This window comes from Priestia koreensis (assembly GCF_001274935.1).
Lineage (GTDB): Bacteria > Bacillota > Bacilli > Bacillales > Bacillaceae_H > Bacillus_AG > Bacillus_AG koreensis.
In genome coordinates, this window is the sequence record NZ_LILC01000037.1 from 1 (window position 1) to 19,592 (window position 19,592).

Sequence of the window (19,592 nt, forward strand, 5' to 3'; positions counted from 1 at the left end):
AAAGCGGTGAGAGTTTACTTCTCGTAAACTCTCACCGCTTTTTTCATCTCAGAGGAGGGGTTTTGTCCCAGCCTCCTTTTCTCCAAATAAAACGAACTTTATTCGCCGCGCTTTGCTTTTGTTGCGCTGTTTACTTGCTCATCGGCATGGTAAGAAGAGCGCACTAAAGGACCTGCTTCAACGTGGCTGAAGCCTTTTGATAACGCGATCTCTTTCAGTTCTTCAAACTCATTTGGATGGTAATATTTTTGTACTTTCAAATGCTTTCTTGTCGGCTGTAGATATTGGCCAATTGCCATAATGTCTACATTGTTTGCACGCAGATCATCCATTACGTCGATGATCTCTTCTTTTGTTTCCCCAAGCCCAATCATAATACTAGACTTTGTTGGGATATCTGGCTGCATTTCTTTTGCACGACGTAAAAACTCTAACGTACGATCATATGTAGCACGAGCACGAACTCTTGGAGTAAGACGACGTACTGTTTCAATGTTATGGTTTAGGATGTCTGGACGAGCATCCATAAGTGTTTTAAGGTTTTCTTCTACTCCACCCATGTCAGAAGGAAGTACTTCAATGGATGTTAATGGGTTTGCACGACGGATAGCACGTACTGTTTCAGCAAATACGCCAGCTCCTCCATCTTTTAAGTCATCACGCGCAACGGCTGTAATAACCGCATGCTTTAAGTTCATGATACGAACAGATTCTGCTACGCGCTCTGGCTCTTGCAAGTCTAGCTCTGTAGGTAGTCCTGTTTTTACTGCACAGAAACGGCACGCACGAGTACATACGTCTCCTAGAATCATAAAGGTTGCTGTGCGACGAACAGCCCAACATTCATGAATATTAGGACATTTTGCTTCTTCACATACTGTATGAAGATTTTTTTCACGCATCATTTTTTTAAGATCCGTGTAGTTTTCGTTTGTATTTAACTTAATTTTCAGCCATTCGGGCTTGCGAACATGTTCCTCTTTTGTTGCCATTTATACCAACTCCATCGTTTTACAGAATATTACGCAAATCTATAGTTATATACACCCTGTATTGAAAAAGTAGTTCTATGTCACTTTATCATATAAAAGTTGGGTTCGACAACCCTTGCGCTTCCAATAATTATTATTCAGAGATATATTTACTTGACAAAACAAGACCTCCTTCCTTTTTCCATTAATTAAGTATTATGAAAAGTTTTCATCCTCCACAAACTATGAATACGACTTTTTGAAATAGAAGGGAGGAAAATTTCTTGAAAAAAGCCCTTATTTGCTTCCTATTGCTTTTCATTACTCTTTCTCAAGCACCTGAAAGCTATGCTACTAAAACAACGTCAAATGAACAAACGTACCAAAAGCGAATGGAATTATATACCCACATGGAAAGTATTACGCATATTCCGTGGTACTACTTCGCGGGAATTGATCAATACGAACGAAGCGTACGCAGAGCACGACGTGATATTCCAAAAGAGTTAGGAGTATTAGGTATTTACATCGAACCTCAGCGATGGATTGGCAGCTTAAACAAAGACACATCGGACACTAATCCATTAACGATAGAGCTCCTAGGAGGCATCGGAAGAGATGGAAATGGTGACGGAAAAGCACTTTTAACGGATGATGAGGATGTCATTTATACAGTTGCAGAATATCTTCAAACCTACGGGGTTACGAAGGAACATATTGAAATTGGCTTATGGAATTACTATCAGCGAAGCAAAGCTGTTGATGTCGTGGTGGAAAATGCCAGAATGTATCAGCATTTCGGTCGACTAGATCTTGAAGGTAGCTCCTTCCCTGTTCCCCTACGTTCAAACTACAGCTACCGCAGTACGTGGGGTGATGCGAGAGGATGGGGTGGACGAAGAATCCATGAGGGAACAGACATTTTTGCAGACTATGGTGTTCCTGTTCGTTCTACCTGTTACGGCGTATTAGAAATTATGGGATGGAACAAATATGGTGGATGGCGAATTGGCATTCGTGATATTAACAATACTTATCACTACCTCGCCCATTTAAGCGGATTTGCGAAAGGATTAAAGGTAGGACAAATTGTTGAGCCGGGGATGCTCATCGGTGGAGTAGGCAGCTCTGGATACGGCCCACCAGGAACAGCGGGAAAATTCCCTCCTCACCTTCATTACGGTATGTACAAAGATAATGGCTTAAACGAGTGGTCGTTTGATCCTTATCCACGCCTCCGTTCATGGGAGCGTCAAGACCGAGTAAAGCGTCAAACAAAGAAATAATGATCTAAACAAACGTTTGTTTAAAAGTAAAAAAAGCCGCTAATAGAGCGGCTTTTCATGTTATTTCAGTGAAGTACGTTTGGCTTCCTTTGCCTTTCTAATTGCGTGAATAATGCTTAAAGCAAGCCCACCCCAAATAATACCCATTCCAATAATCATCATGATAATTGAGCTTGTATCCATTAGCTTGAAACCTCCTTGCTATCAGTCGGAAGGGATAATGAATTCTTTTTCCACTTGGATATTGAGAACACGATTCCAAGTAAAATGGCTAGCAACGTAGCCATCCATCCGTATGTGACAATAAAGGATGTTTCATAGCCTTCATAGTTGGTTTTGATGTTTGTACGAATGTTATCAAACATCATATACCCGAGTACAAGTGGGGTAACAACACCTAAACAAACCTTCCACCAGCTCCCGATAATAATATCTGACACTGAGTTGGCATGCTTTTGTAGGCTATTTAATTCTCTTAGTACCCAAGCAACTACGATTACTTCCACCAGACCAGCAAGCGCCACACCAAAATTATTAATAAAATAATCGACAACATCTAAGAAGAACAGTCCGCTTTGTGTCGCAAATAACAGTGATAAAACGGCTGCTAGCCCTCCACCGATCATAATTGACTTTGTGCGAGACACATTAAACTTATCTTGTACACCTGCTACGAACGTTTCTACGATTGAAATCAGCGACGTTAAGCCTGCTAAAATGAGCGAGAGGAAAAAGAGGACCCCAAACAACTCGTTAAAGGCTGGGAACTGATTAATAATTTGTGGAAAGACAACAAACGCTAGTCCTACTCCACCCTTTACGACTTCATCTACGCCAACGCCCTGCTGCTGGGCCATAAACCCTAACACGCTAAATACACCAATACCGGCTAGTAATTCAAATGCAGAGTTTCCAAAGCCGGTGATAAACGCGTTATTCGTAATATCCGATTTTTTTGGAAGATAGCTTGAATAGGTCACCATAATTGCAAATGCAATAGACAAACTAAAGAAGATTTGGCCATACGCTGCGACCCATACTTTCCCTTCAGTCAGCATGTCCCAGTTCGGTTTGAAGAAGGCATTCAGCCCTTCTACGGCTCCGTCTAACGTCAACGCTCTAATTACAATGACCATAAAAATAACAATCAATGTCGGTAAGAAAATTTTATTCGCTACTTCAATTCCCTTTTTTACTCCTTTAAATAAAACACCTAGTGTAATGACCCAGACAATAATGAGTGGGATCAACACTCCAGGTACTAAACTCCCAATCTCTCCAGGCGTTTTTGCAATATGTAGATAGTCATTATATAAAAAGCTCTCTGTATTTTCCCCCCAGCCTAACTTAAAGGCAAAAACAGTATAAGACATCGCCCATGCGACAATTGCCGCGTAGTAAATTGAGATGATAAACGAGATAGCTACCTGCCACCATCCAAGCCATTCTAACTTTCGATTCAATCGTGCGTAACTCAAAGGTGCTGAGCCTCTAAACTTATGACCAATTGTAAATTCCATAATTAACAGCGGAATCCCTGCGGTCAATAACGCAAATAGATACGGTAAAAAGAAAGCTCCTCCACCGTTTTGAAACGCCGTTGACGGAAACCTCCATATGTTTCCTAACCCTATTGCTGATCCGGCAGCCGCTAAAATAAAGCCTGCCCTTGATCCCCACTGCGGACGATTTTCCATCCCTATTCCCCCTCTTCTTTTTTTGTTTTAATTTTCTTTATTTTCTGTCTTTATTCTACAAATTAGTATAAGGATATTTTTGTAAAATGTCAAAAAATGTTGTCAGATTTTCTGACCAAAAGCTTGATTTCAATATAAATAAGGAAGCACATGGCGTGCTTCCTTATTTGTCAGACTTACTAGATGATGGCACCTGAATAGATGTACCGTCTCCTCGACCGTTATTATAATAATCGGGTACGTCACCCTTAAGAAGAGCTGTTGCTAACGGAATATCCGTCGTAATCGTCGTTTCCTTTGTGGCAAAAGGAATAATTACTTGAACGTTTACTTTTACATGAATGTACACTTCAAATAAGGCATTGTTAATTCCAAATTCCTTAATGCGCCGTTGAATGTCTGTTCTGGCATCACCAATAACGTGAAATTTGACTGGAATCATCGGGCCTAAGTTTCCTAATAGGGCGTTATCCGTTGCTCGACCAAGCGGAACGCGATAAATAATTCCCTGGCTTTTCATTTTTTTATCTTGTTCAAGCTCTACGTCTGCCGGAAGCTCAATGGAATCTAAATGTCCCTTTTCAGCTGCTTTTAAGTTCTCTTCTAGAAGTCTTGTCACTTCTGCCCATACACGATTTGATACTGATTCGTTGATACTGTAAATACCTGTTTCGCCTTTTGAATCACGATCTATTTCAATAAGACCCTTTGTATCTAAATCATCTGCTAGCTTCTTATTAATCGCTTTATTGACAACGAGGGTAGCAATTCGGTTCGTTTGCGATTCTGCGTAAGCCATTAACGTCGGTTCAATGCCTCTGTTAATGACCCAGATGCTGAGCATCGTAGAAAAAATAAAAAACACGACCGTTAACAGCAAGACATAACGAAAAGGTAATGGTCCTCTGCGCTGTCTTTTTATTCGAATTTTAGGCAACCATCATCCCCTCCTCACTTGATATGTATGCGAAAAGGGGACGGCCTAGACTATGAAAAAGGTGACCATCCGCTCTCTGACGGGTGATCACCTTTTTTTATATCATCTTTAGTAGCGCATCTGTTCCAGACATTCCGACATGAATTCCGAGCTTTTCTGCCTCTACTGTCACAGATTCTAACGGCGCATATAATAGCTGTTCAATTGTACGTACCCCAACAGCTCTTCCGGCGATAATGCCACGATCCTTCAACTTTTCGTTCAATAATCCGACATCCAACGCGCCACACATAATATACCCTTTATCTGACGCAACAGCTAACAGCGTGGTTTTAGGAAGTAAGACCGTGATCGCCTTAAATGTATATCCATCAATCGTAATTGGTTCTAATGACATCATTGAAATCAGCTCCTTTTCATACACACATTACAGTATGAAAAGAGAGAGTAGAAAGTGTATGTTTTATCCGACAATACTTTCGTATACCATCCGAATTCCGACGGCTAATAAAATAATTCGCAGTAAAGAAACGACTGTTTTATTTTTTCCTTTGGAATTAATGAACCAAGGTTTGCTTAAGTCTAAGCACCTGGAACGAGAAATGAAGCGAGCAGCCAATCAACGTTTCCTAGGCTAATATGTGTAATCGAGAACAAAAAGACCATCAGAACGGACTTGATAACAGCTACATGTAGGAAAACAAACAGCATGATCATAGCGGGAACCATTAGCGATCTGCCGCCTAAGCTCACTAGGCTACCGATTACGATTAGTCCACTACCAAGACACCAATCGATAATGATATGATTACTAGGCTCCTAACATAGCATTTGGTGTATACGTACTAAAAGCAATATATGTAAACGCAAAGCCTGCTAAAAAGCAGACGAGAGAACCTCCGAGCATAATTTTGCTTTGCCTCTTCAGTCCTAGTAACAGAAAAATAAACCCCATTAAAAATAACAGTAAGATAAAAATATATGATTCCATTTCTCCACCCCTTTATCCCTTAAAACAATTCATCAAATAAGCCAAGCTGCTTCGGTGCAAGTCCATCATATTCTAGGCCAAGCATTGCAATGAGCTGCTTCGCATTGTCAACGGCATCTCCACCTGAGTTATTGTTAAACAGCAGATAAATATCCTTTGTCTGTTTTTGCAGCTGTTCAAGCTTTTCTTTCCACTCTAGTAGCTCTTTTTCATTGTAGCGATACAAAAATCGAACCTTGCGCCAATTCCCCTCTGGCGGCTTGTTCCATCCATGAACATTACGACCATGAAAACGAATAAGCGTTTTATCCTTGTTCGTTGGGTGTAGAACCGTTGGGATGGATCCTTCCCCTGCCTGAGGCTCATCACAAATACCGTGAATCCAATTTTCTTGCTTCATAAAAGACAGCGTCTTTTCGTAAAATGAAGGCTCAAACCACGTACGGTTGCGAAACTCTAGGGCAACAGGAAAATCTCTCAGCTTCTCTCTGCTGTAGCGTAAGTAATCAACGTTCTCCTTACGACAATCAAACCAAGGCGGTGTTTGAAACAAAACCATTCCTAGCTTATTTGCCTCAACGTAGGGCGTTAGAGAATCAATAAACGCATCAAACATCTCTTCTTTTGATTCATAATACTCTTCTCCTCGCTGATGCCCCGTCATTCCCTGATAGGCTTTCACGACGAAACGAAAATCATCAGGCGTCTCTGACACCCATTTTTCAGCGTTTGATTTTGGCTGCACGGCATAAAACGATGCATCGACTTCAACGATCGGAAAATGTCCTGCATAAATACCTAGCTTGTCACGAGAAGGAACCCCAGCTTCATATAAAACATCATGATCCCCCCATCCTGTTACGCCAATATAAATCATGTCATCCCTCCTCTTTATTACTTTTATTTTAATACAAATCGGAATAGGAAGGAAATGTAGGAAGCCAACAGGCTGTTCAAAAAGGATGGTACTAAAAAAGCCCGCCTGCGTAAGTAACAGGCGAGCTCGTAAATGGAATTAACCGATTGAACCTTCCATTTCAAATTTGATTAGACGGTTCATTTCAACTGCGTATTCCATTGGAAGTTCTTTTGTGAATGGCTCAATGAAGCCCATTACGATCATTTCAGTTGCTTCTTGCTCTGAAATACCGCGGCTCATTAAGTAGAATAATTGTTCTTCAGATACTTTTGATACTTTCGCTTCGTGCTCAAGTGAGATGTTATCGTTTAAGATCTCATTGTACGGAATTGTATCAGAAGTAGACTTATTATCCATGATTAACGTATCACATTCAATGTTTGCACGAGCACCTTCCGCTTTACGTCCGAAGTGAACGATACCGCGGTACGTTACTTTACCACCGTGCTTAGAAATTGATTTTGATACGATTGTTGAAGATGTGTTTGGCGCTAAGTGAATCATCTTAGCTCCAGCATCTTGGTGCTGCCCTTTACCTGCAAGAGCAATGGATAATGTCATACCACGTGCGCCTTCACCTTTTAGGATAACCGCTGGGTATTTCATTGTTAATTTAGAACCGATGTTACCATCAATCCATTCCATTGTTGCATTTTCTTCTGCTACAGCACGTTTTGTTACAAGGTTAAACACGTTGTTTGCCCAGTTTTGAATCGTTGTGTAGCGGCAGTACGCATCTTTTTTGATCATGATTTCTACAACTGCACTGTGAAGAGAGTTAGTTGTATAAACAGGTGCCGTACAACCTTCTACGTAGTGTACGTGTGCGCCTTCGTCTACAATGATTAGCGTACGTTCGAATTGACCCATGTTTTCAGAGTTAATACGGAAGTATGCTTGTAAAGGCGTATCAACTTTAATGCCTTTTGGCACGTAGATGAATGATCCACCAGACCAAACAGCTGAGTTAAGCGCAGCAAATTTATTGTCTGTTGGAGGAATTACTTTACCGAAGTGCTCACGGAAAATGTCTTCGTTTTCTTTAAGAGCAGTGTCCGTATCTTTGAAAACGATCCCTTGTGCTTCAAGGTCTTCTTTCATGTTGTGGTATACAACCTCAGACTCATACTGAGCAGACACACCTGCAAGGTATTTTTGCTCCGCTTCAGGAATACCTAATTTGTCAAACGTTTGTTTGATTTCTTCAGGTACTTCATCCCAAGAGCGCTCTGATTTCTCAGATGGTTTTACGTAGTACGTAATTTCATCAAAGTTCAGGCTTCCTAAGTCGCCGCCCCATTGTGGCATCGGCATTTTATAAAAATGCTCTAGAGATTTCAAACGGAAATCGAGCATCCATTGAGGCTCAGACTTCATGCGAGAGATTTCCTCAACGATTTCTTTTGTTAATCCGCGCTTTGAGCGGAAAATGGATACATCTTTATCGGCAAAACCGTACTTATAATCACCGATTTCTGGCATTTTCTTTGCCATGATTAAATTACCCCCTCGAAATGGATTTGGGATTTATTATTTAGTTCGAATCTGACTGATCTTTATCACGCAATCCTTTTTCCATTGCTTTCCAAGCTAATGTGGCACATTTAATACGTGCTGGGAACTTTGAGACACCTTGCAGTGCTTCAATGTCCTCTAACTCTATACTATCATCATATTCTTTCCCTTGCATCATGTCGGAGAAAATCTGAGACATGTGAAGAGCTTCTTCGATCGGCTTGCCTTTCACTGCTTGTGTCATCATAGATGCAGATGCCATTGAAATCGAGCAACCTTCACCTTCAAATTTCACATCAGATACTTTGCCTTCCTCGACTTTAAACGAAAGTTGAATACGATCGCCACACGTTGGATTGTTCATGTTGATCGTCACCGTATCTTCTTCTAATACGCCGCGATTACGTGGATTTTTATAATGATCCATAATCACCTGACGATACAACACATCAAGGTTGTTATTAAAAGACATTAGTGAAATACTCCTTTGTTTTGACAAGCGATGATACAAACTTATCCACATCTTCTTCTGTGTTATACAGGTAGAAGCTTGCGCGCGCCGTTGCTGAAACATTTAGGTAGCGCATTAATGGTTGTGCACAGTGATGACCGGCACGAACTGCAATTCCTTCAGCGTCTAATACCGTTGCCACATCATGAGGATGGACTTCGTCAAGATTAAACGTTACAAGGCCTGCGCGCTCTGTTGGACCATAAATGGTAACACCGTCAACTTCAGACATACGACCAAGCGCATATTGGGCAAGCTTATGCTCATGCGCCTCAATATTTTCTAAACCAACTTCTTCTAGGAAATCAATGGCTGCACCTAGACCAATTGCGCCTGCAATGATCGGCGTGCCGCCTTCAAATTTCCACGGAAGCTCTTTCCACGTTGAATCGTATAGGTTAACAAAGTCAATCATTTCCCCGCCAAATTCAACTGGCTCCATGTTTTCTAGAAGTGCCTTTTTACCGTACAGTACCCCGATACCTGTCGGGCCACACATTTTGTGACCTGAGAAGACAAAGAAGTCGCAGTCTAGATCCTGTACGTCTACCTTCATATGAGGCGTACTTTGTGCACCATCTACGACCATAATCGCACCATTGTCATGGGCAATTTTGGTGATTTCTTTAATCCGGTTGATCGTTCCTAGCACGTTTGATACTTGCATGATTGAAACGATCTTTGTATTTGATGTAATGGTCTTTTTCACTTCTTCAAGATCCAAGCGACCATCCTCTGTTAAATCAATATATTTTAGCGTTGCGCCTGTTTGCTTCGCTACTTGTTGCCATGGAATGATATTACTATGGTGTTCCATATGCGTAATGACAATTTCATCGCCTTCTGAAAGATTCGCTCGCCCGTAGCTTGCTGCAATCGTGTTAAGAGAAGTAGTTGTTCCACGCGTGAAAATAACCTCTTCCGTCGACTTTGCATTAATAAACTTACGAACCTTTTCACGAGCGCCTTCATAGCCATCCGTTGCTCTTGTTCCTAACGTATGAACACCGCGGTGAACGTTTGAGTTGTAACCACGGTAATACTGTTCAATTGCCTCAATAACAGCCGTTGGCTTTTGAGAAGTTGCAGCACTGTCTAGATAAACAAGTGGATTCCCATTAACTTGCTGATCTAGGATAGGGAAGTGCTGACGGATATTTTTCATATCCATCAACGAACTTTCCTTTCAATAACTTCTACTAGCTGCTTCTTAACTGTTTCAATTGGAAGAGCATTAACAACTGGTGCTAGGAATCCATGAATTACTAGACGTTCAGCTTCAACACGTGGAATACCACGGCTCATTAGATAGTATAGTTGAACAGGATCTACGCGACCTACAGAAGCAGCATGACCTGCTGTTACATCGTCTTCATCAATTAATAGAATTGGGTTCGCATCTCCACGTGCTTTTTCGCTAAGCATTAATACGCGAGATTCTTGTTCAGCGTTTGCTTTAGAAGCACCGTGTTCAATTTTACCGATCCCGTTAAAGATTGAAGAAGCACTGTCTTTCATTACGCCATGTTTTAAAATATAACCTTCTGAGTGTTTACCAAAATGAACAACTTGAGTAGTGAAGTTTTGTTTTTGCTCTCCACGTCCAACTGTTACTGTTTTAGTATCTCCATAAGAGCCGTCACCCATTAGGTACGTTGTATTTTCAGACACTGTGTTTCCTTCGTTCATTAAACCTAGTGCCCATTCAATACGACCATCACGCCCTGCTACACCGCGACGATTTACGTAAACAGTTGATCCTTCTGAAAGGTAATCTACTGCACCAAACGTTACTTTTGCATTTGTGTTTGCAAATACTTCGGCAACGATGTTTACAACCGCTTCGTTTGCACCACTTGTAGAAATATAGTTTTCTACATATGTTACAGAACTGTTGTCATCTGCTACGACAATAACGTGGTTGAATAATGCTGCGTTTGCATCTTCATGTACAAATACAGATTGAAGTGGTTCTGCTACTTCAACATTTTTCGGTACATAGATGAATACCCCACCGTTTACTAGTGCAGCATGTAGAGCTGTTAGACGATTTTCATCTACTTTTACTCCGTCTTTCATGAAGTACTTTTGTAGAAGCTCGCCGTGTTCTCTTGCAGCTGTTTGGATATCAGTGAAGATCACGCCTTGCTCTTTTAACGTATCAGAAACCGCTGCATATGCAGGTGATTCATTGCGCTGTACGTAAAGATTTTTTGCATTTTCTGTATCGATAAGTGCCTTTACTTCCTCAGAAAGCTCATCAATAGAGCTAACAGCCGCTGCTTTTGTCGCATGGTTTGAGAAAGAAGTAAAATTCCACTTAGTAATGTTTGTTTTATCTGCTCTTGGTAGTGAAAGATCTTCTGCCTTCGCAAGAGCCTGTAAGCGAAGGTCTAGAAGCCAGCTTGGTTCGTTCGCTTCTTTAGAGAAGCTGCTGACGTACTCCTGATCTACCGGTAGTTTAGTGTCAATAGTCATTTGAATCCTCCTATCGCTTACGCTTCTTCGCCTACTGTTTCGTCTTCAATACCTAGTTCTTGTTTAATCCAGTCGTAACCTTCTGCTTCTAGACGTTGTGCTAATTCAGCACCACCAGATTTTACGACACGACCTTGCATCATTACGTGTACATGGTCAGGTGTGATGTAGTTAAGTAGACGTTGGTAGTGAGTGATGATCAAGCAACCAAAGTCTTCTCCGCGCATTTCGTTGATCCCTTTTGAAACAACTTTTAACGCATCGATATCTAAACCAGAATCGATTTCGTCAAGAATTGCAATTTTCGGTTGGATCATCATTAATTGAAGAATTTCGTTACGTTTTTTCTCCCCACCGGAGAAGCCTTCGTTTAGGTAACGTTGAGCCATATCTGGATCCATTTCTAGGAACTCCATGTTTTTGTCAAGCTGACGGATAAATTTCATAAGAGAAATTTCATCGCCCTCTTCACGACGTGCGTTAATAGAAGAACGTAAGAAGTCTGCGTTTGTTACACCGCTGATTTCACTTGGGTATTGCATAGCAAGGAATAGACCTACGCGTGCACGCTCGTCTACTTCCATTTCTAATACGTCTTCACCGTCAAATAAGATGCTACCTTGTGTAACTTCATATTTTGGATGTCCCATAATTGCAGAAGATAAAGTAGATTTACCTGTTCCGTTAGGGCCCATGATTGCGTGGATTTCTCCACCCTTAATTTCTAAATTTACACCTTTTAAGATCTCTTTGCCGTCGATTGCTACATGAAGATCTTTGATCGTTAATGTTGATGCTGCCATGATAAAACCTCCATCCAATTCTATACGTATATTCAAATTATATACCTATATAATTTTTATTAATTCTCAATTTATTCTCATTACAATCTTATAACAAATGAAATGTTATAGCAACCTTTTGGACCAGATCTTCCCTAGTTAATTCATGACTCGTTTCTATGTAAAAATGAATGAGTTTCTACTTATTAAAATAGACCTTCCTCCTGAAATGGAAGAAGGTCTATTTTGCTCATGTAAAAATTAATGCGTGCGATGATCTAACTCGTGGATACATTCGTGAACGAGCGTAACGGCTTGACTCATAGCCGCTCCCCCACCAAATGCTGCCGCTACGCCACAGGCTTCTAAAATTTCTTTTTCAGTTGCCCCTTGATCTAGGCACCCTTTTGTATGATAAATCATACAGTACTCATCTTGAGCTACTAAGCTAATGCCAAGCGCAATCAGCTGTTTTTCCTTTTTGGAAAGCTCTCCTTCTTTAAAGCACGCTTCGGTAAACGCATTAAACGTCTTTGTTACGTCAGGCATTTTTTCAGCAAAATGACCAACTCCAATTTTATATGCGTGTAACGCTTGTTCTGTCGAGCTCGTTGGCTGTTGATTTTCCATATGTAGCATTCATCTCCCATCATGATCGTTGTTCTTGCTTTAGTATGTCCTGGACACAAATATGATTATTCGCTCCTTGTGGGAAAATTGATGTGGAATAAACTAAAAAAAGAGCGTTGCTTATGCAACACTCTTTTAATGACTAACCTATTATTTTGATACTGGAAGTACAGCACCTTTGTATTTCTCTTTAATGAAATCTTTAATTTCTTTTGATTGTAAAACAGCGACTAATTCTTTAATTTTCTTCTTATTTTCGTCGCCTTTACGAACAGTGATGATATTCGCATACGGGTTGTCTTTTGTTGATTCAACGGCAATTGGATCTTTTACTGGATCTAATCCTGCATCAAGCGCGTAGTTGGCATTGATGACAACTGCATCGCCTTGATCATTTTTGTACACTTGTGGCAATAGGCCTGCTTCAACATTCGCTTTAAACTTTAGCTTTTTCGGATTATCCACAATATCTTTAATTTGAGCATCTACTTTGTCGACACCCTTTTTAAGCTTAATTACGCCCTGTTGTTCAAAGATGGAAAGAATACGCCCTTGTTCTGAAACAGCATCACGCATTACAACCGTTCCACCTTGCGGAAGGTCTTTTAAGCTTTTATATTTTTTAGAATAAATTCCGATTGGCTCGACATGAATAGCACCGGCACTTACAAATTTATAGCTTGGGTTATCCTTTAATACGGAATTCAAGTAAGGAACGTGTTGAAAATAATTCGCGTCCACGCGCTTTGTAGCAAGTGCCTTATTTGGAATGATATAATCTTGTGCAACCTCGATTTCTAAATCAATGCCTTTTTTCTTTAAAATTGGTTTTGCTTCCTCTAAAATCTCTGCGTGAGGAACGTTTGATGCACTAACTACTAATTTGTCGTTATCAGAAGATGCGCTGTCGTTGCTCGTTCCGCATCCAGCTAATCCTAGTACCAGTAATGAAGATGCTGCTAAACCTGTTATCCACTTTTTCATATTAGTTGATCTCCTTTTAATATGTTATCTCTTATCGATTTTTGCTGTAATAATATCTCCAATGAACTGGATGATAAATACAATAGCTAAAATTAAAATAGTCGCTACTAATGTTACGTCATTATTATTTCGTTGGAATCCTTGTAGGTAAGCTAGGTTTCCCAGTCCCCCTGCACCTACTACTCCGGCCATAGCTGTATATCCAACTAACGCAATAGCCGTTACTGTAATACCAGAAATTAGTGCTGGAAGTGCTTCTGGAAGTAATACCTTCCAGATGATTGTCCATGTGGTAGCTCCCATAGACCTTGCTGCTTCAATAACACCTTTATCAATCTCACGTAATCCAATTTCTACTAAACGTGCATAAAAGGGAGCAGAACCGATAATTAGTGCTGGCAGTGCTGCCTTTGCACCTAACATGTCGTTTACAAGGAAAATCGTGAACGGAATTAATAAGATAATCAAAATAAGGAACGGTATGGAACGGAAAATATTCACAATCGCTGCCACAACTGCATTGATCGCTTTATTTTGCCAAAGCTGACCCTTGGATGTTAAAAACAACAGCATCCCTAATAAAATCCCTAAAATTAAAGTAGCTACGACAGAAATAGCGGTCATGAACAATGTTTCCTTGGTAGCTAGGATAATCTCGCTCGCCTCTACATTCGGAAAATACTTCTCAAACATTTGTAATCACCTCTACTTCTACCTGCTGCTGTTTCACAAACTCAATGGCCTTCTCTACTTCACTCTCGCATCCACCAAGGTGAATCACGAGTGTTCCGTACGAGCCGCCCTGCGTGTAAGATACTTTCCCCTGTAGAATGTTGACGGTAATATCAAATTCTTTGATAACACTCGTAATGAGCGGTTGCTCAGCTCCTTGACCGATAAAGGTCAGCTGAATAATATGTCCATCTGGATATTGTTCTCGTACATTCTCAATTGCTTCAAAGCTCTCATCTGCCTCTGTTACTTGTTTCACGAATGTTTTGGTAATTTGAGCTTGAGGTCTTTTGAAAACATCTAATACGTTGCCTTCTTCAGCTACTTTTCCATCTTCCATTACCGCAACACGATGACAAATTTTACGAATAACGTGCATTTCGTGCGTAATAAGTACAATGGTAAGTCCTAAGTTTTTGTTAATATCAACGAGCAGTTCTAAAATTGAATCGGTCGTTTGAGGATCTAGTGCTGACGTTGCTTCGTCACACAGCAACACTTTAGGATTGTTTGCGAGTGCTCTTGCAATTCCGACGCGCTGCTTTTGACCACCGCTGAGTTGTGAAGGATACGCATTTTCTCTGCCTTCTAATCCCACTAGCTTGATCAGCTCATCAACTCGTTTTAAACGCTCCTGCTTTGGTACTTTCGCAATTTCTAGCGGAAATGAAATATTCTCTCTTACTGTACGAGACCAAAGAAGATTGAAATGTTGGAATATCATGCTGATTTCTTGGCGCGCTTTTCTTAATTTTCCGCCTTTTATTTGTCCAATATTGTTTCCTGCAACTTCCACCGTTCCCTCTGTTGGCTTCTCTAGACCGTTTAGCAACCGAATTAACGTACTTTTTCCGGCACCACTATAGCCAATAATGCCAAAGATTTCTCCCTGCTGTACGCGTAGATCCACGCCATCAACAGCTCGAACGGTTCCTTGACCACTTTGATATATTTTTTTCACACCTTGAAGTGTAATCATGTTGACTATTCACCTTCCTCTTAAAAACCTATCGAAACGAGGACTCTTATCTAAAACAAAAAAGCCTTTCTGCATAAATGAGCAGAAAGGCTTTTGACCTTCCTCTCATCTTTCAAAGCACCATACTTGCATGCTTTGTAGGAATTGGCACCATTTCAGTCTTCACTGACGGTTGCCGGGTTTCACAGGGCCCAGTCCCTCCACCTCTCACGATAAGAGTTATCTATTTAAATTTTCGACAAATTTCGTTTTATTGGATACGATTGTGATTTTAGCACGTACTGAAAAAGGTGTCAACATTATTTTCACATCATCTTTTTGCAAAATTAAAAGGTTAGTGAAGCAGACTTTTGCCCAGTTGCGACTTCGATTGCTTGCTCTAAATCATTTAAAATATCATCAATATGCTCTATTCCAATAGATAAACGAATGAGGTCCTCGCTTACTCCTGCCTCTTTTAATTGATCAGCCGTAAGCTGCTGATGAGTTGTGCTAGCAGGATGGATAATCAAACTTTTTGAATCTCCTACATTCGCCACATGCGACCATAATTTAACAGAATTAATGAGTTTTTTCCCAGACTCTCGACCACCTGCTATACCAAAAACAACTACAGCACCTGCACCTTTTGGTAAATATTTTGATGCTTCTTTTACTTGAGGATGTGACGGAACTTCCGGATAAAGCACCCAGTCAACAGCAGGATGATTTTCTAAATATTGTACAACTTTTCTTGTATTCGCAATATGCTCCTTCATTCTTACGTGCAATGTTTCAAGACCTAGGCTAAATTGATACGCATTAAACGGACTAATGGATACGCCTAAATCACGGAGCAATTGTACACGTGCTTTTACGATGTAAGCAGCTGTACCAATTGCCTCTGCATATACAAGATCATGGTAGCTAGCATCAGGCGTTATAAAACCAGGAAACTTCGGTGAATTCCAATCAAACTTTCCTCCGTCTACGATGACCCCGCCTAGAGTTGTTCCATTTCCCAACAACCATTTCGTCGCAGAGTGAACAACAATATCCGCTCCGTGCTCAATTGGACGGCATAGATATGGAGTAGCAAAGGTATTGTCGATAATAAGTGGAATGCCTGCCTCATGAGCAATAGTTGCGACAGCCTCGATGTCCAACACGCTTAAGCTTGGGTTGCCAATAGTTTCAGCATAAATAGCTTTTGTGTGAGGCGTAATCGCTTGTCTAAAGTTCTCAGGATTGCTCTGATCGACAAATGTTGTCTTGATTCCATAGCGAGGGAGTGTCGTATCAAATAAGTTATATGTACCTCCGTAAAGAGATGAAGACGAGACAATCTCATCGCCACTTCCTGCAATATTTAAAATAGCCGTCGTAATGGCCGCCATGCCGCTAGATACGGCTAGACTCCCTACTCCACCTTCTAGCTGAGCGACTCTTTCTTCAAATACGGATACGGTAGGGTTATGGATTCGTGTATAAATGTAGCCAGGCTCTTGTAGCGCAAACAAATTAGCTGCGTGATCCGTGTCTTTAAACTGATATGCATTAGACATATAAATCGGCAAAGCCCTTGCACCTGTTAGTGGATCTGGTTGTAATCCCCCGTGCACCCCTATTGTTTCCAGACGATACTTATTTGTTCCCTCTCCCATCATCAACACTCCTTTAGTCAGATTCATTGATAAAAAGCCTCTCTTCATAGAAAAGAGAGGCTTTTACTACCTGTTCTCATCTACCAGAATAAACTCTGTTGGAATTAGCACCGTGTGTACGTACCGGTTGCCGGGCTTCATAGGGCCAATCCCTCCACCACTCATGATAAGCATTCATGTTGATTATTTAATTCCTACTATTTTTATAGAATTATAGTATATTAAAACTAATAATTCCACATATTTTATTCGACAAAAAAAGAGAGAATTTGACTTCTCTCCCTTCACGCTATCTCTCGCAGCTCGCCCAGTAAATACTCAATTGAGCGGAACGCATAAATCTTTTTGTAAATACGATCATTTTCCACTGCGATTAAACAAGGAACGCTCTCAATTTCAAACCGTTCTGCCATTTTCGGCATGTAATTTAAATTACACATGCCAATTTCGAGCTGCGGCACTAGCTCTGCTGCTACTTCTAACATCTTCTTCGAAACTTGGCATGTCCCACACATCGGGGTATAAAAGAAAATGACCTGCATTCCTTTTTTCGCTAGCTGTAACTCAGCTTGCTGTTCTGTCCATTCTTGCATGAAAACTCATCCTTACTTATATGTTAAATATTCGGCACATACATCAATATTCGCACTAATTAACACAGAGGCAATATGATTTTTAGGGGCTGCCGCAACCTCACGATACATACGATCCACATACAAATGCTCTGCTTCAGGTAATTCTCGGCGAAATTGTTTTCGTAGCTTGTCACCTGCGTCATCGGAGTCCACCAAAATAAACACTTCACGATCAAACGTCGCATCAATGATTTCATCAAGCTTTGCGATACTAATCGTGCCATTCGTACAAATAATTTCAATAGGCTCTTTAATGATGCTTTGGATTCGTTTTTTATCCGACTTTCCTTCTACAATTATGACTTTCCCATTGTCTTCTAATGCCATCGTCATCACCTGTACTTATTAAGTGTGTAATAGAGTATGCCTCTATACTATACAATATTCGTTAAAAGATCGCAGTTCCCCTGTTTTTTGTAAAATGTGTCTTTTTAAATTTTTGTAAATGTATCCATTCAGAACTTTGTAAAAAGAGCAACTTACGAAGGCTTAAGCGCCCCATAAGTTGCTCTACCACTTTTTTGTGTTACTTAAACACGCGAAAGAGTTAGCACCAGCCGCCTTCTCCATCACAATCTACGTATTGGTTCGTTTCGCCTTTTGCGACCTTCTCTGCATGACGACGAATAGCCGCATCGTTTTGTTGCTCAGCTGCTGAATCCTCATATACGGCTTTATTTGTTTCATTCGTTACCTGATCTTTTTGCTCTTCTTTCATACGAAAAAGACACTCCTTTACTAAGTTCGTTAGTAATAGAGTGTCCTACTTGTTTCTCATCATTCAAGTCAAATTTTTGCTAAGCAAAAATCAGTCTTCGTTGATCATTTTTTTGTAGTCGTCAGCATTCATAAGCTTGTCTACTTCGCTTGCATCAGATGGTTCAAGTACAATCATCCATGCTTGTTCATATGGAGATTCGTTTACAAACTCAGGATTGTCGTTAAGTTCTTCATTCACTTCTACTACCTTACCGCTAATTGGTGCGTAAAGCTCAGATACTGTTTTTACAGATTCAACGCTGCCAAACGGCTCGTTTACTTGAACAGTAGCACCTACTTCTGGAAGTTCAACAAATACGATGTCACCAAGTTCAGCCTGTGCGAAATGTGTAATTCCTACACGTACCAAATTATCCTCTGTTTTTACCCATTCGTGCTCTTCAGAATAGCGTAATTCTTTTGGCGTACTCATGATAAATCCCTCCATATTGTTATGTATAAATTTCATCTTCTGCCTATGTAAAGCCATCACCAGCTTTAGCATATGAACAAGAGAACATACCTCGTCTTTAGTGTACATGAAACGACTGCTTTTTTCTATGTAAAGCTGACAGAACCGTTATTTTTTTACACCAGATTCTCTTTTCCCAAAGAAGCCTTTTTTATGCCCAAACCTGTTCAAACTGCTCTTCTTTAAAGCCGACGGTTACGTTCTTTCCGTCTGTTAAAAGCGGACGCTTAATTAGCATTCCATCTGATGCTAATAGATCTAGAAGCTCGTCATCAGAAGCTGTGCTTACTTTATCTTTTAGTCCCAGTTCTCGATATTTCATACCACTTGTGTTAAACAATTTTTTAATTTCAAATCCACTTGTTTCATAAATAGCTTTTAATTCCTCTTTCGAAGGAGGATTTTCAATGATATGAATTTCTTCGTACGCTACTTCATGATCATCAAGCCATTTTTTCGCTTTACGACATGTGCTACATTTTGGATAAGAATAAAATTTAACTGTCATTACCTGCACCCCATCTATTGTTCACTTTTTTCGTATTTTAACATACTCCAAATTCATTTCGCTAATTCTAACACATATTTTCACATAATTAATTTGGAAATGGGTGCAAATACACAGAAAGAAATAAGAGACCAAACGGCCTCTTACTTCCAAGCTTTACTTA

24 protein-coding genes and 2 riboswitches are annotated in these 19,592 nt (G+C 40.4%); of the genes, 1 reads left to right on the forward strand and 23 read right to left on the reverse strand.

Annotation, left to right across the window (positions count from 1 at the left end; all coding sequences use genetic code 11):
- Positions 1-98: 98 nt before the first annotated feature.
- A complete protein-coding gene (gene lipA / locus AMD01_RS21545) occupies positions 99-992 on the reverse strand; it encodes a lipoyl synthase (protein ID WP_053403512.1) in 894 nt (297 codons plus the stop codon).
- 263 nt (positions 993-1,255) lie between these two features.
- On the opposite strand from lipA, the gene AMD01_RS21550 reads away from it, so the two are divergent.
- Positions 1,256-2,257, forward strand: coding sequence for a M23 family metallopeptidase (locus tag AMD01_RS21550; protein WP_053403513.1), 1,002 nt, complete (start codon positions 1,256-1,258; stop codon positions 2,255-2,257).
- 60 nt (positions 2,258-2,317) lie between these two features.
- Here AMD01_RS21550 and AMD01_RS23775 read toward each other — a convergent pair whose 3' ends face one another.
- The 22 genes from AMD01_RS23775 to AMD01_RS21645 all read right to left on the reverse strand — a co-directional run bounded on the left by AMD01_RS23775 (position 2,318) and on the right by AMD01_RS21645 (position 19,429).
- A complete protein-coding gene (locus AMD01_RS23775; RefSeq protein ID WP_083446662.1) occupies positions 2,318-2,440 on the reverse strand; it encodes a methionine/alanine import family NSS transporter small subunit in 123 nt (40 codons plus the stop codon).
- Complete coding sequence (locus AMD01_RS21555; protein ID WP_053403514.1) at positions 2,440-3,954, reverse strand: sodium-dependent transporter; 1,515 nt, start codon at positions 3,952-3,954, stop codon at positions 2,440-2,442. The genes AMD01_RS23775 and AMD01_RS21555 overlap by 1 nt, the downstream gene beginning before the upstream one ends.
- Before the next feature lie 163 nt (positions 3,955-4,117).
- Positions 4,118-4,891 (reverse strand): sporulation protein YunB, encoded by a 774-nt coding sequence (yunB, locus tag AMD01_RS21560; protein WP_053403515.1) that lies wholly within the window; start codon positions 4,889-4,891, stop codon positions 4,118-4,120.
- A 97-nt stretch (positions 4,892-4,988) separates the two neighbouring features.
- Positions 4,989-5,291: a YunC family protein gene (locus AMD01_RS21565; protein WP_053403516.1), complete on the reverse strand. Its 303-nt coding sequence runs from the start codon at positions 5,289-5,291 to the stop codon at positions 4,989-4,991.
- Positions 5,292-5,473: 182 nt separating this feature from the next.
- Positions 5,474-5,620 carry a hypothetical protein gene (locus AMD01_RS24325; protein WP_157052820.1) on the reverse strand — a complete coding sequence of 49 codons (147 nt, stop codon included), beginning with the start codon at positions 5,618-5,620 and terminating at the stop codon, positions 5,474-5,476.
- Between the two features lie 82 nt (positions 5,621-5,702).
- Entirely contained in the window at positions 5,703-5,882 is a 180-nt protein-coding gene (locus tag AMD01_RS21570) for a hypothetical protein (protein ID WP_053403517.1), read from the reverse strand.
- A 19-nt stretch (positions 5,883-5,901) separates the two neighbouring features.
- Positions 5,902-6,759 (reverse strand): DUF72 domain-containing protein, encoded by an 858-nt coding sequence (locus tag AMD01_RS21575; protein ID WP_053403518.1) that lies wholly within the window; start codon positions 6,757-6,759, stop codon positions 5,902-5,904.
- Positions 6,760-6,897: 138 nt separating this feature from the next.
- Positions 6,898-8,295 carry a Fe-S cluster assembly protein SufB gene (sufB, locus tag AMD01_RS21580; protein ID WP_053403519.1) on the reverse strand — a complete coding sequence of 466 codons (1,398 nt, stop codon included), beginning with the start codon at positions 8,293-8,295 and terminating at the stop codon, positions 6,898-6,900.
- A 40-nt stretch (positions 8,296-8,335) separates the two neighbouring features.
- Positions 8,336-8,788: a Fe-S cluster assembly sulfur transfer protein SufU gene (sufU, locus tag AMD01_RS21585; protein WP_053403520.1), complete on the reverse strand. Its 453-nt coding sequence runs from the start codon at positions 8,786-8,788 to the stop codon at positions 8,336-8,338.
- Entirely contained in the window at positions 8,778-9,998 is a 1,221-nt protein-coding gene (locus AMD01_RS21590; protein WP_053403521.1) for a cysteine desulfurase, read from the reverse strand. The genes sufU and AMD01_RS21590 overlap by 11 nt, the downstream gene beginning before the upstream one ends.
- Positions 9,998-11,305 (reverse strand): Fe-S cluster assembly protein SufD, encoded by a 1,308-nt coding sequence (gene sufD, locus AMD01_RS21595; protein WP_053403522.1) that lies wholly within the window; start codon positions 11,303-11,305, stop codon positions 9,998-10,000. The genes AMD01_RS21590 and sufD overlap by 1 nt, the downstream gene beginning before the upstream one ends.
- Before the next feature lie 17 nt (positions 11,306-11,322).
- Entirely contained in the window at positions 11,323-12,108 is a 786-nt protein-coding gene (gene sufC, locus AMD01_RS21600; protein WP_053403523.1) for a Fe-S cluster assembly ATPase SufC, read from the reverse strand.
- A 240-nt stretch (positions 12,109-12,348) separates the two neighbouring features.
- The gene (locus AMD01_RS21605; protein ID WP_053403524.1) at positions 12,349-12,717 is read right to left on the reverse strand and encodes a carboxymuconolactone decarboxylase family protein; all 369 of its coding nucleotides are present in this window, start codon (positions 12,715-12,717) and stop codon (positions 12,349-12,351) included.
- A gap of 150 nt (positions 12,718-12,867) precedes the next feature.
- Entirely contained in the window at positions 12,868-13,701 is an 834-nt protein-coding gene (locus tag AMD01_RS21610) for a MetQ/NlpA family ABC transporter substrate-binding protein (RefSeq protein WP_053403525.1), read from the reverse strand.
- Between the two features lie 24 nt (positions 13,702-13,725).
- A complete protein-coding gene (locus tag AMD01_RS21615) occupies positions 13,726-14,394 on the reverse strand; it encodes a methionine ABC transporter permease (protein WP_053403526.1) in 669 nt (222 codons plus the stop codon).
- The gene (locus AMD01_RS21620) at positions 14,387-15,412 is read right to left on the reverse strand and encodes a methionine ABC transporter ATP-binding protein (protein WP_053403527.1); all 1,026 of its coding nucleotides are present in this window, start codon (positions 15,410-15,412) and stop codon (positions 14,387-14,389) included. Before AMD01_RS21620 ends, AMD01_RS21615 begins: the two co-directional genes overlap by 8 nt.
- 102 nt (positions 15,413-15,514) lie before the next feature.
- Positions 15,515-15,631, reverse strand: a riboswitch (SAM riboswitch).
- Between the two features lie 107 nt (positions 15,632-15,738).
- Complete coding sequence (locus tag AMD01_RS21625) at positions 15,739-17,055, reverse strand: O-acetylhomoserine aminocarboxypropyltransferase/cysteine synthase family protein (protein ID WP_053403528.1); 1,317 nt, start codon at positions 17,053-17,055, stop codon at positions 15,739-15,741.
- A gap of 73 nt (positions 17,056-17,128) precedes the next feature.
- Positions 17,129-17,228, reverse strand: a riboswitch (SAM riboswitch).
- A 111-nt stretch (positions 17,229-17,339) separates the two neighbouring features.
- Complete coding sequence (locus AMD01_RS21630; protein WP_053403529.1) at positions 17,340-17,648, reverse strand: thioredoxin family protein; 309 nt, start codon at positions 17,646-17,648, stop codon at positions 17,340-17,342.
- Between the two features lie 12 nt (positions 17,649-17,660).
- On the reverse strand, positions 17,661-18,023 hold the full coding sequence (locus tag AMD01_RS21635; protein ID WP_397428605.1) for a toprim domain-containing protein: 363 nt from the start codon (positions 18,021-18,023) through the stop codon (positions 17,661-17,663).
- A gap of 214 nt (positions 18,024-18,237) precedes the next feature.
- The gene (locus AMD01_RS24330) at positions 18,238-18,408 is read right to left on the reverse strand and encodes a DUF2553 family protein (protein WP_157052821.1); all 171 of its coding nucleotides are present in this window, start codon (positions 18,406-18,408) and stop codon (positions 18,238-18,240) included.
- A 90-nt stretch (positions 18,409-18,498) separates the two neighbouring features.
- Positions 18,499-18,882, reverse strand: coding sequence for a glycine cleavage system protein GcvH (gene gcvH, locus AMD01_RS21640; RefSeq protein WP_053403531.1), 384 nt, complete (start codon positions 18,880-18,882; stop codon positions 18,499-18,501).
- A gap of 190 nt (positions 18,883-19,072) precedes the next feature.
- Positions 19,073-19,429, reverse strand: coding sequence for an arsenate reductase family protein (locus tag AMD01_RS21645; RefSeq protein WP_053403532.1), 357 nt, complete (start codon positions 19,427-19,429; stop codon positions 19,073-19,075).
- Positions 19,430-19,592 lie beyond the last annotated feature (163 nt).

What these genes read in the sequence shown, in the direction of transcription:
- lipA (WP_053403512.1), bottom strand. Translation starts at nt 992, where the DNA reads ATGGCAACAAAAGAGGAACATGTTCGCAAGCCCGAATGGCTGAAAATT.
- AMD01_RS23775 (WP_083446662.1), bottom strand. Translation starts at nt 2,440, where the DNA reads ATGGATACAAGCTCAATTATCATGATGATTATTGGAATGGGTATTATT.
- AMD01_RS21555 (WP_053403514.1), bottom strand. Translation starts at nt 3,954, where the DNA reads ATGGAAAATCGTCCGCAGTGGGGATCAAGGGCAGGCTTTATTTTAGCG.
- AMD01_RS21565 (WP_053403516.1), bottom strand. Translation starts at nt 5,291, where the DNA reads ATGATGTCATTAGAACCAATTACGATTGATGGATATACATTTAAGGCG.
- AMD01_RS24325 (WP_157052820.1), bottom strand. Translation starts at nt 5,620, where the DNA reads ATGGTTCCCGCTATGATCATGCTGTTTGTTTTCCTACATGTAGCTGTT.
- AMD01_RS21570 (WP_053403517.1), bottom strand. Translation starts at nt 5,882, where the DNA reads ATGGAATCATATATTTTTATCTTACTGTTATTTTTAATGGGGTTTATT.
- AMD01_RS21575 (WP_053403518.1), bottom strand. Translation starts at nt 6,759, where the DNA reads ATGATTTATATTGGCGTAACAGGATGGGGGGATCATGATGTTTTATAT.
- sufB (WP_053403519.1), bottom strand. Translation starts at nt 8,295, where the DNA reads ATGGCAAAGAAAATGCCAGAAATCGGTGATTATAAGTACGGTTTTGCC.
- sufU (WP_053403520.1), bottom strand. Translation starts at nt 8,788, where the DNA reads ATGTCTTTTAATAACAACCTTGATGTGTTGTATCGTCAGGTGATTATG.
- AMD01_RS21590 (WP_053403521.1), bottom strand. Translation starts at nt 9,998, where the DNA reads ATGGATATGAAAAATATCCGTCAGCACTTCCCTATCCTAGATCAGCAA.
- sufD (WP_053403522.1), bottom strand. Translation starts at nt 11,305, where the DNA reads ATGACTATTGACACTAAACTACCGGTAGATCAGGAGTACGTCAGCAGC.
- sufC (WP_053403523.1), bottom strand. Translation starts at nt 12,108, where the DNA reads ATGGCAGCATCAACATTAACGATCAAAGATCTTCATGTAGCAATCGAC.
- AMD01_RS21605 (WP_053403524.1), bottom strand. Translation starts at nt 12,717, where the DNA reads ATGGAAAATCAACAGCCAACGAGCTCGACAGAACAAGCGTTACACGCA.
- AMD01_RS21610 (WP_053403525.1), bottom strand. Translation starts at nt 13,701, where the DNA reads ATGAAAAAGTGGATAACAGGTTTAGCAGCATCTTCATTACTGGTACTA.
- AMD01_RS21615 (WP_053403526.1), bottom strand. Translation starts at nt 14,394, where the DNA reads ATGTTTGAGAAGTATTTTCCGAATGTAGAGGCGAGCGAGATTATCCTA.
- AMD01_RS21620 (WP_053403527.1), bottom strand. Translation starts at nt 15,412, where the DNA reads ATGATTACACTTCAAGGTGTGAAAAAAATATATCAAAGTGGTCAAGGA.
- AMD01_RS21625 (WP_053403528.1), bottom strand. Translation starts at nt 17,055, where the DNA reads ATGGGAGAGGGAACAAATAAGTATCGTCTGGAAACAATAGGGGTGCAC.
- AMD01_RS21630 (WP_053403529.1), bottom strand. Translation starts at nt 17,648, where the DNA reads ATGCAAGAATGGACAGAACAGCAAGCTGAGTTACAGCTAGCGAAAAAA.
- AMD01_RS21635 (WP_397428605.1), bottom strand. Translation starts at nt 18,023, where the DNA reads ATGACGATGGCATTAGAAGACAATGGGAAAGTCATAATTGTAGAAGGA.
- AMD01_RS24330 (WP_157052821.1), bottom strand. Translation starts at nt 18,408, where the DNA reads ATGAAAGAAGAGCAAAAAGATCAGGTAACGAATGAAACAAATAAAGCC.
- gcvH (WP_053403531.1), bottom strand. Translation starts at nt 18,882, where the DNA reads ATGAGTACGCCAAAAGAATTACGCTATTCTGAAGAGCACGAATGGGTA.
- AMD01_RS21645 (WP_053403532.1), bottom strand. Translation starts at nt 19,429, where the DNA reads ATGACAGTTAAATTTTATTCTTATCCAAAATGTAGCACATGTCGTAAA.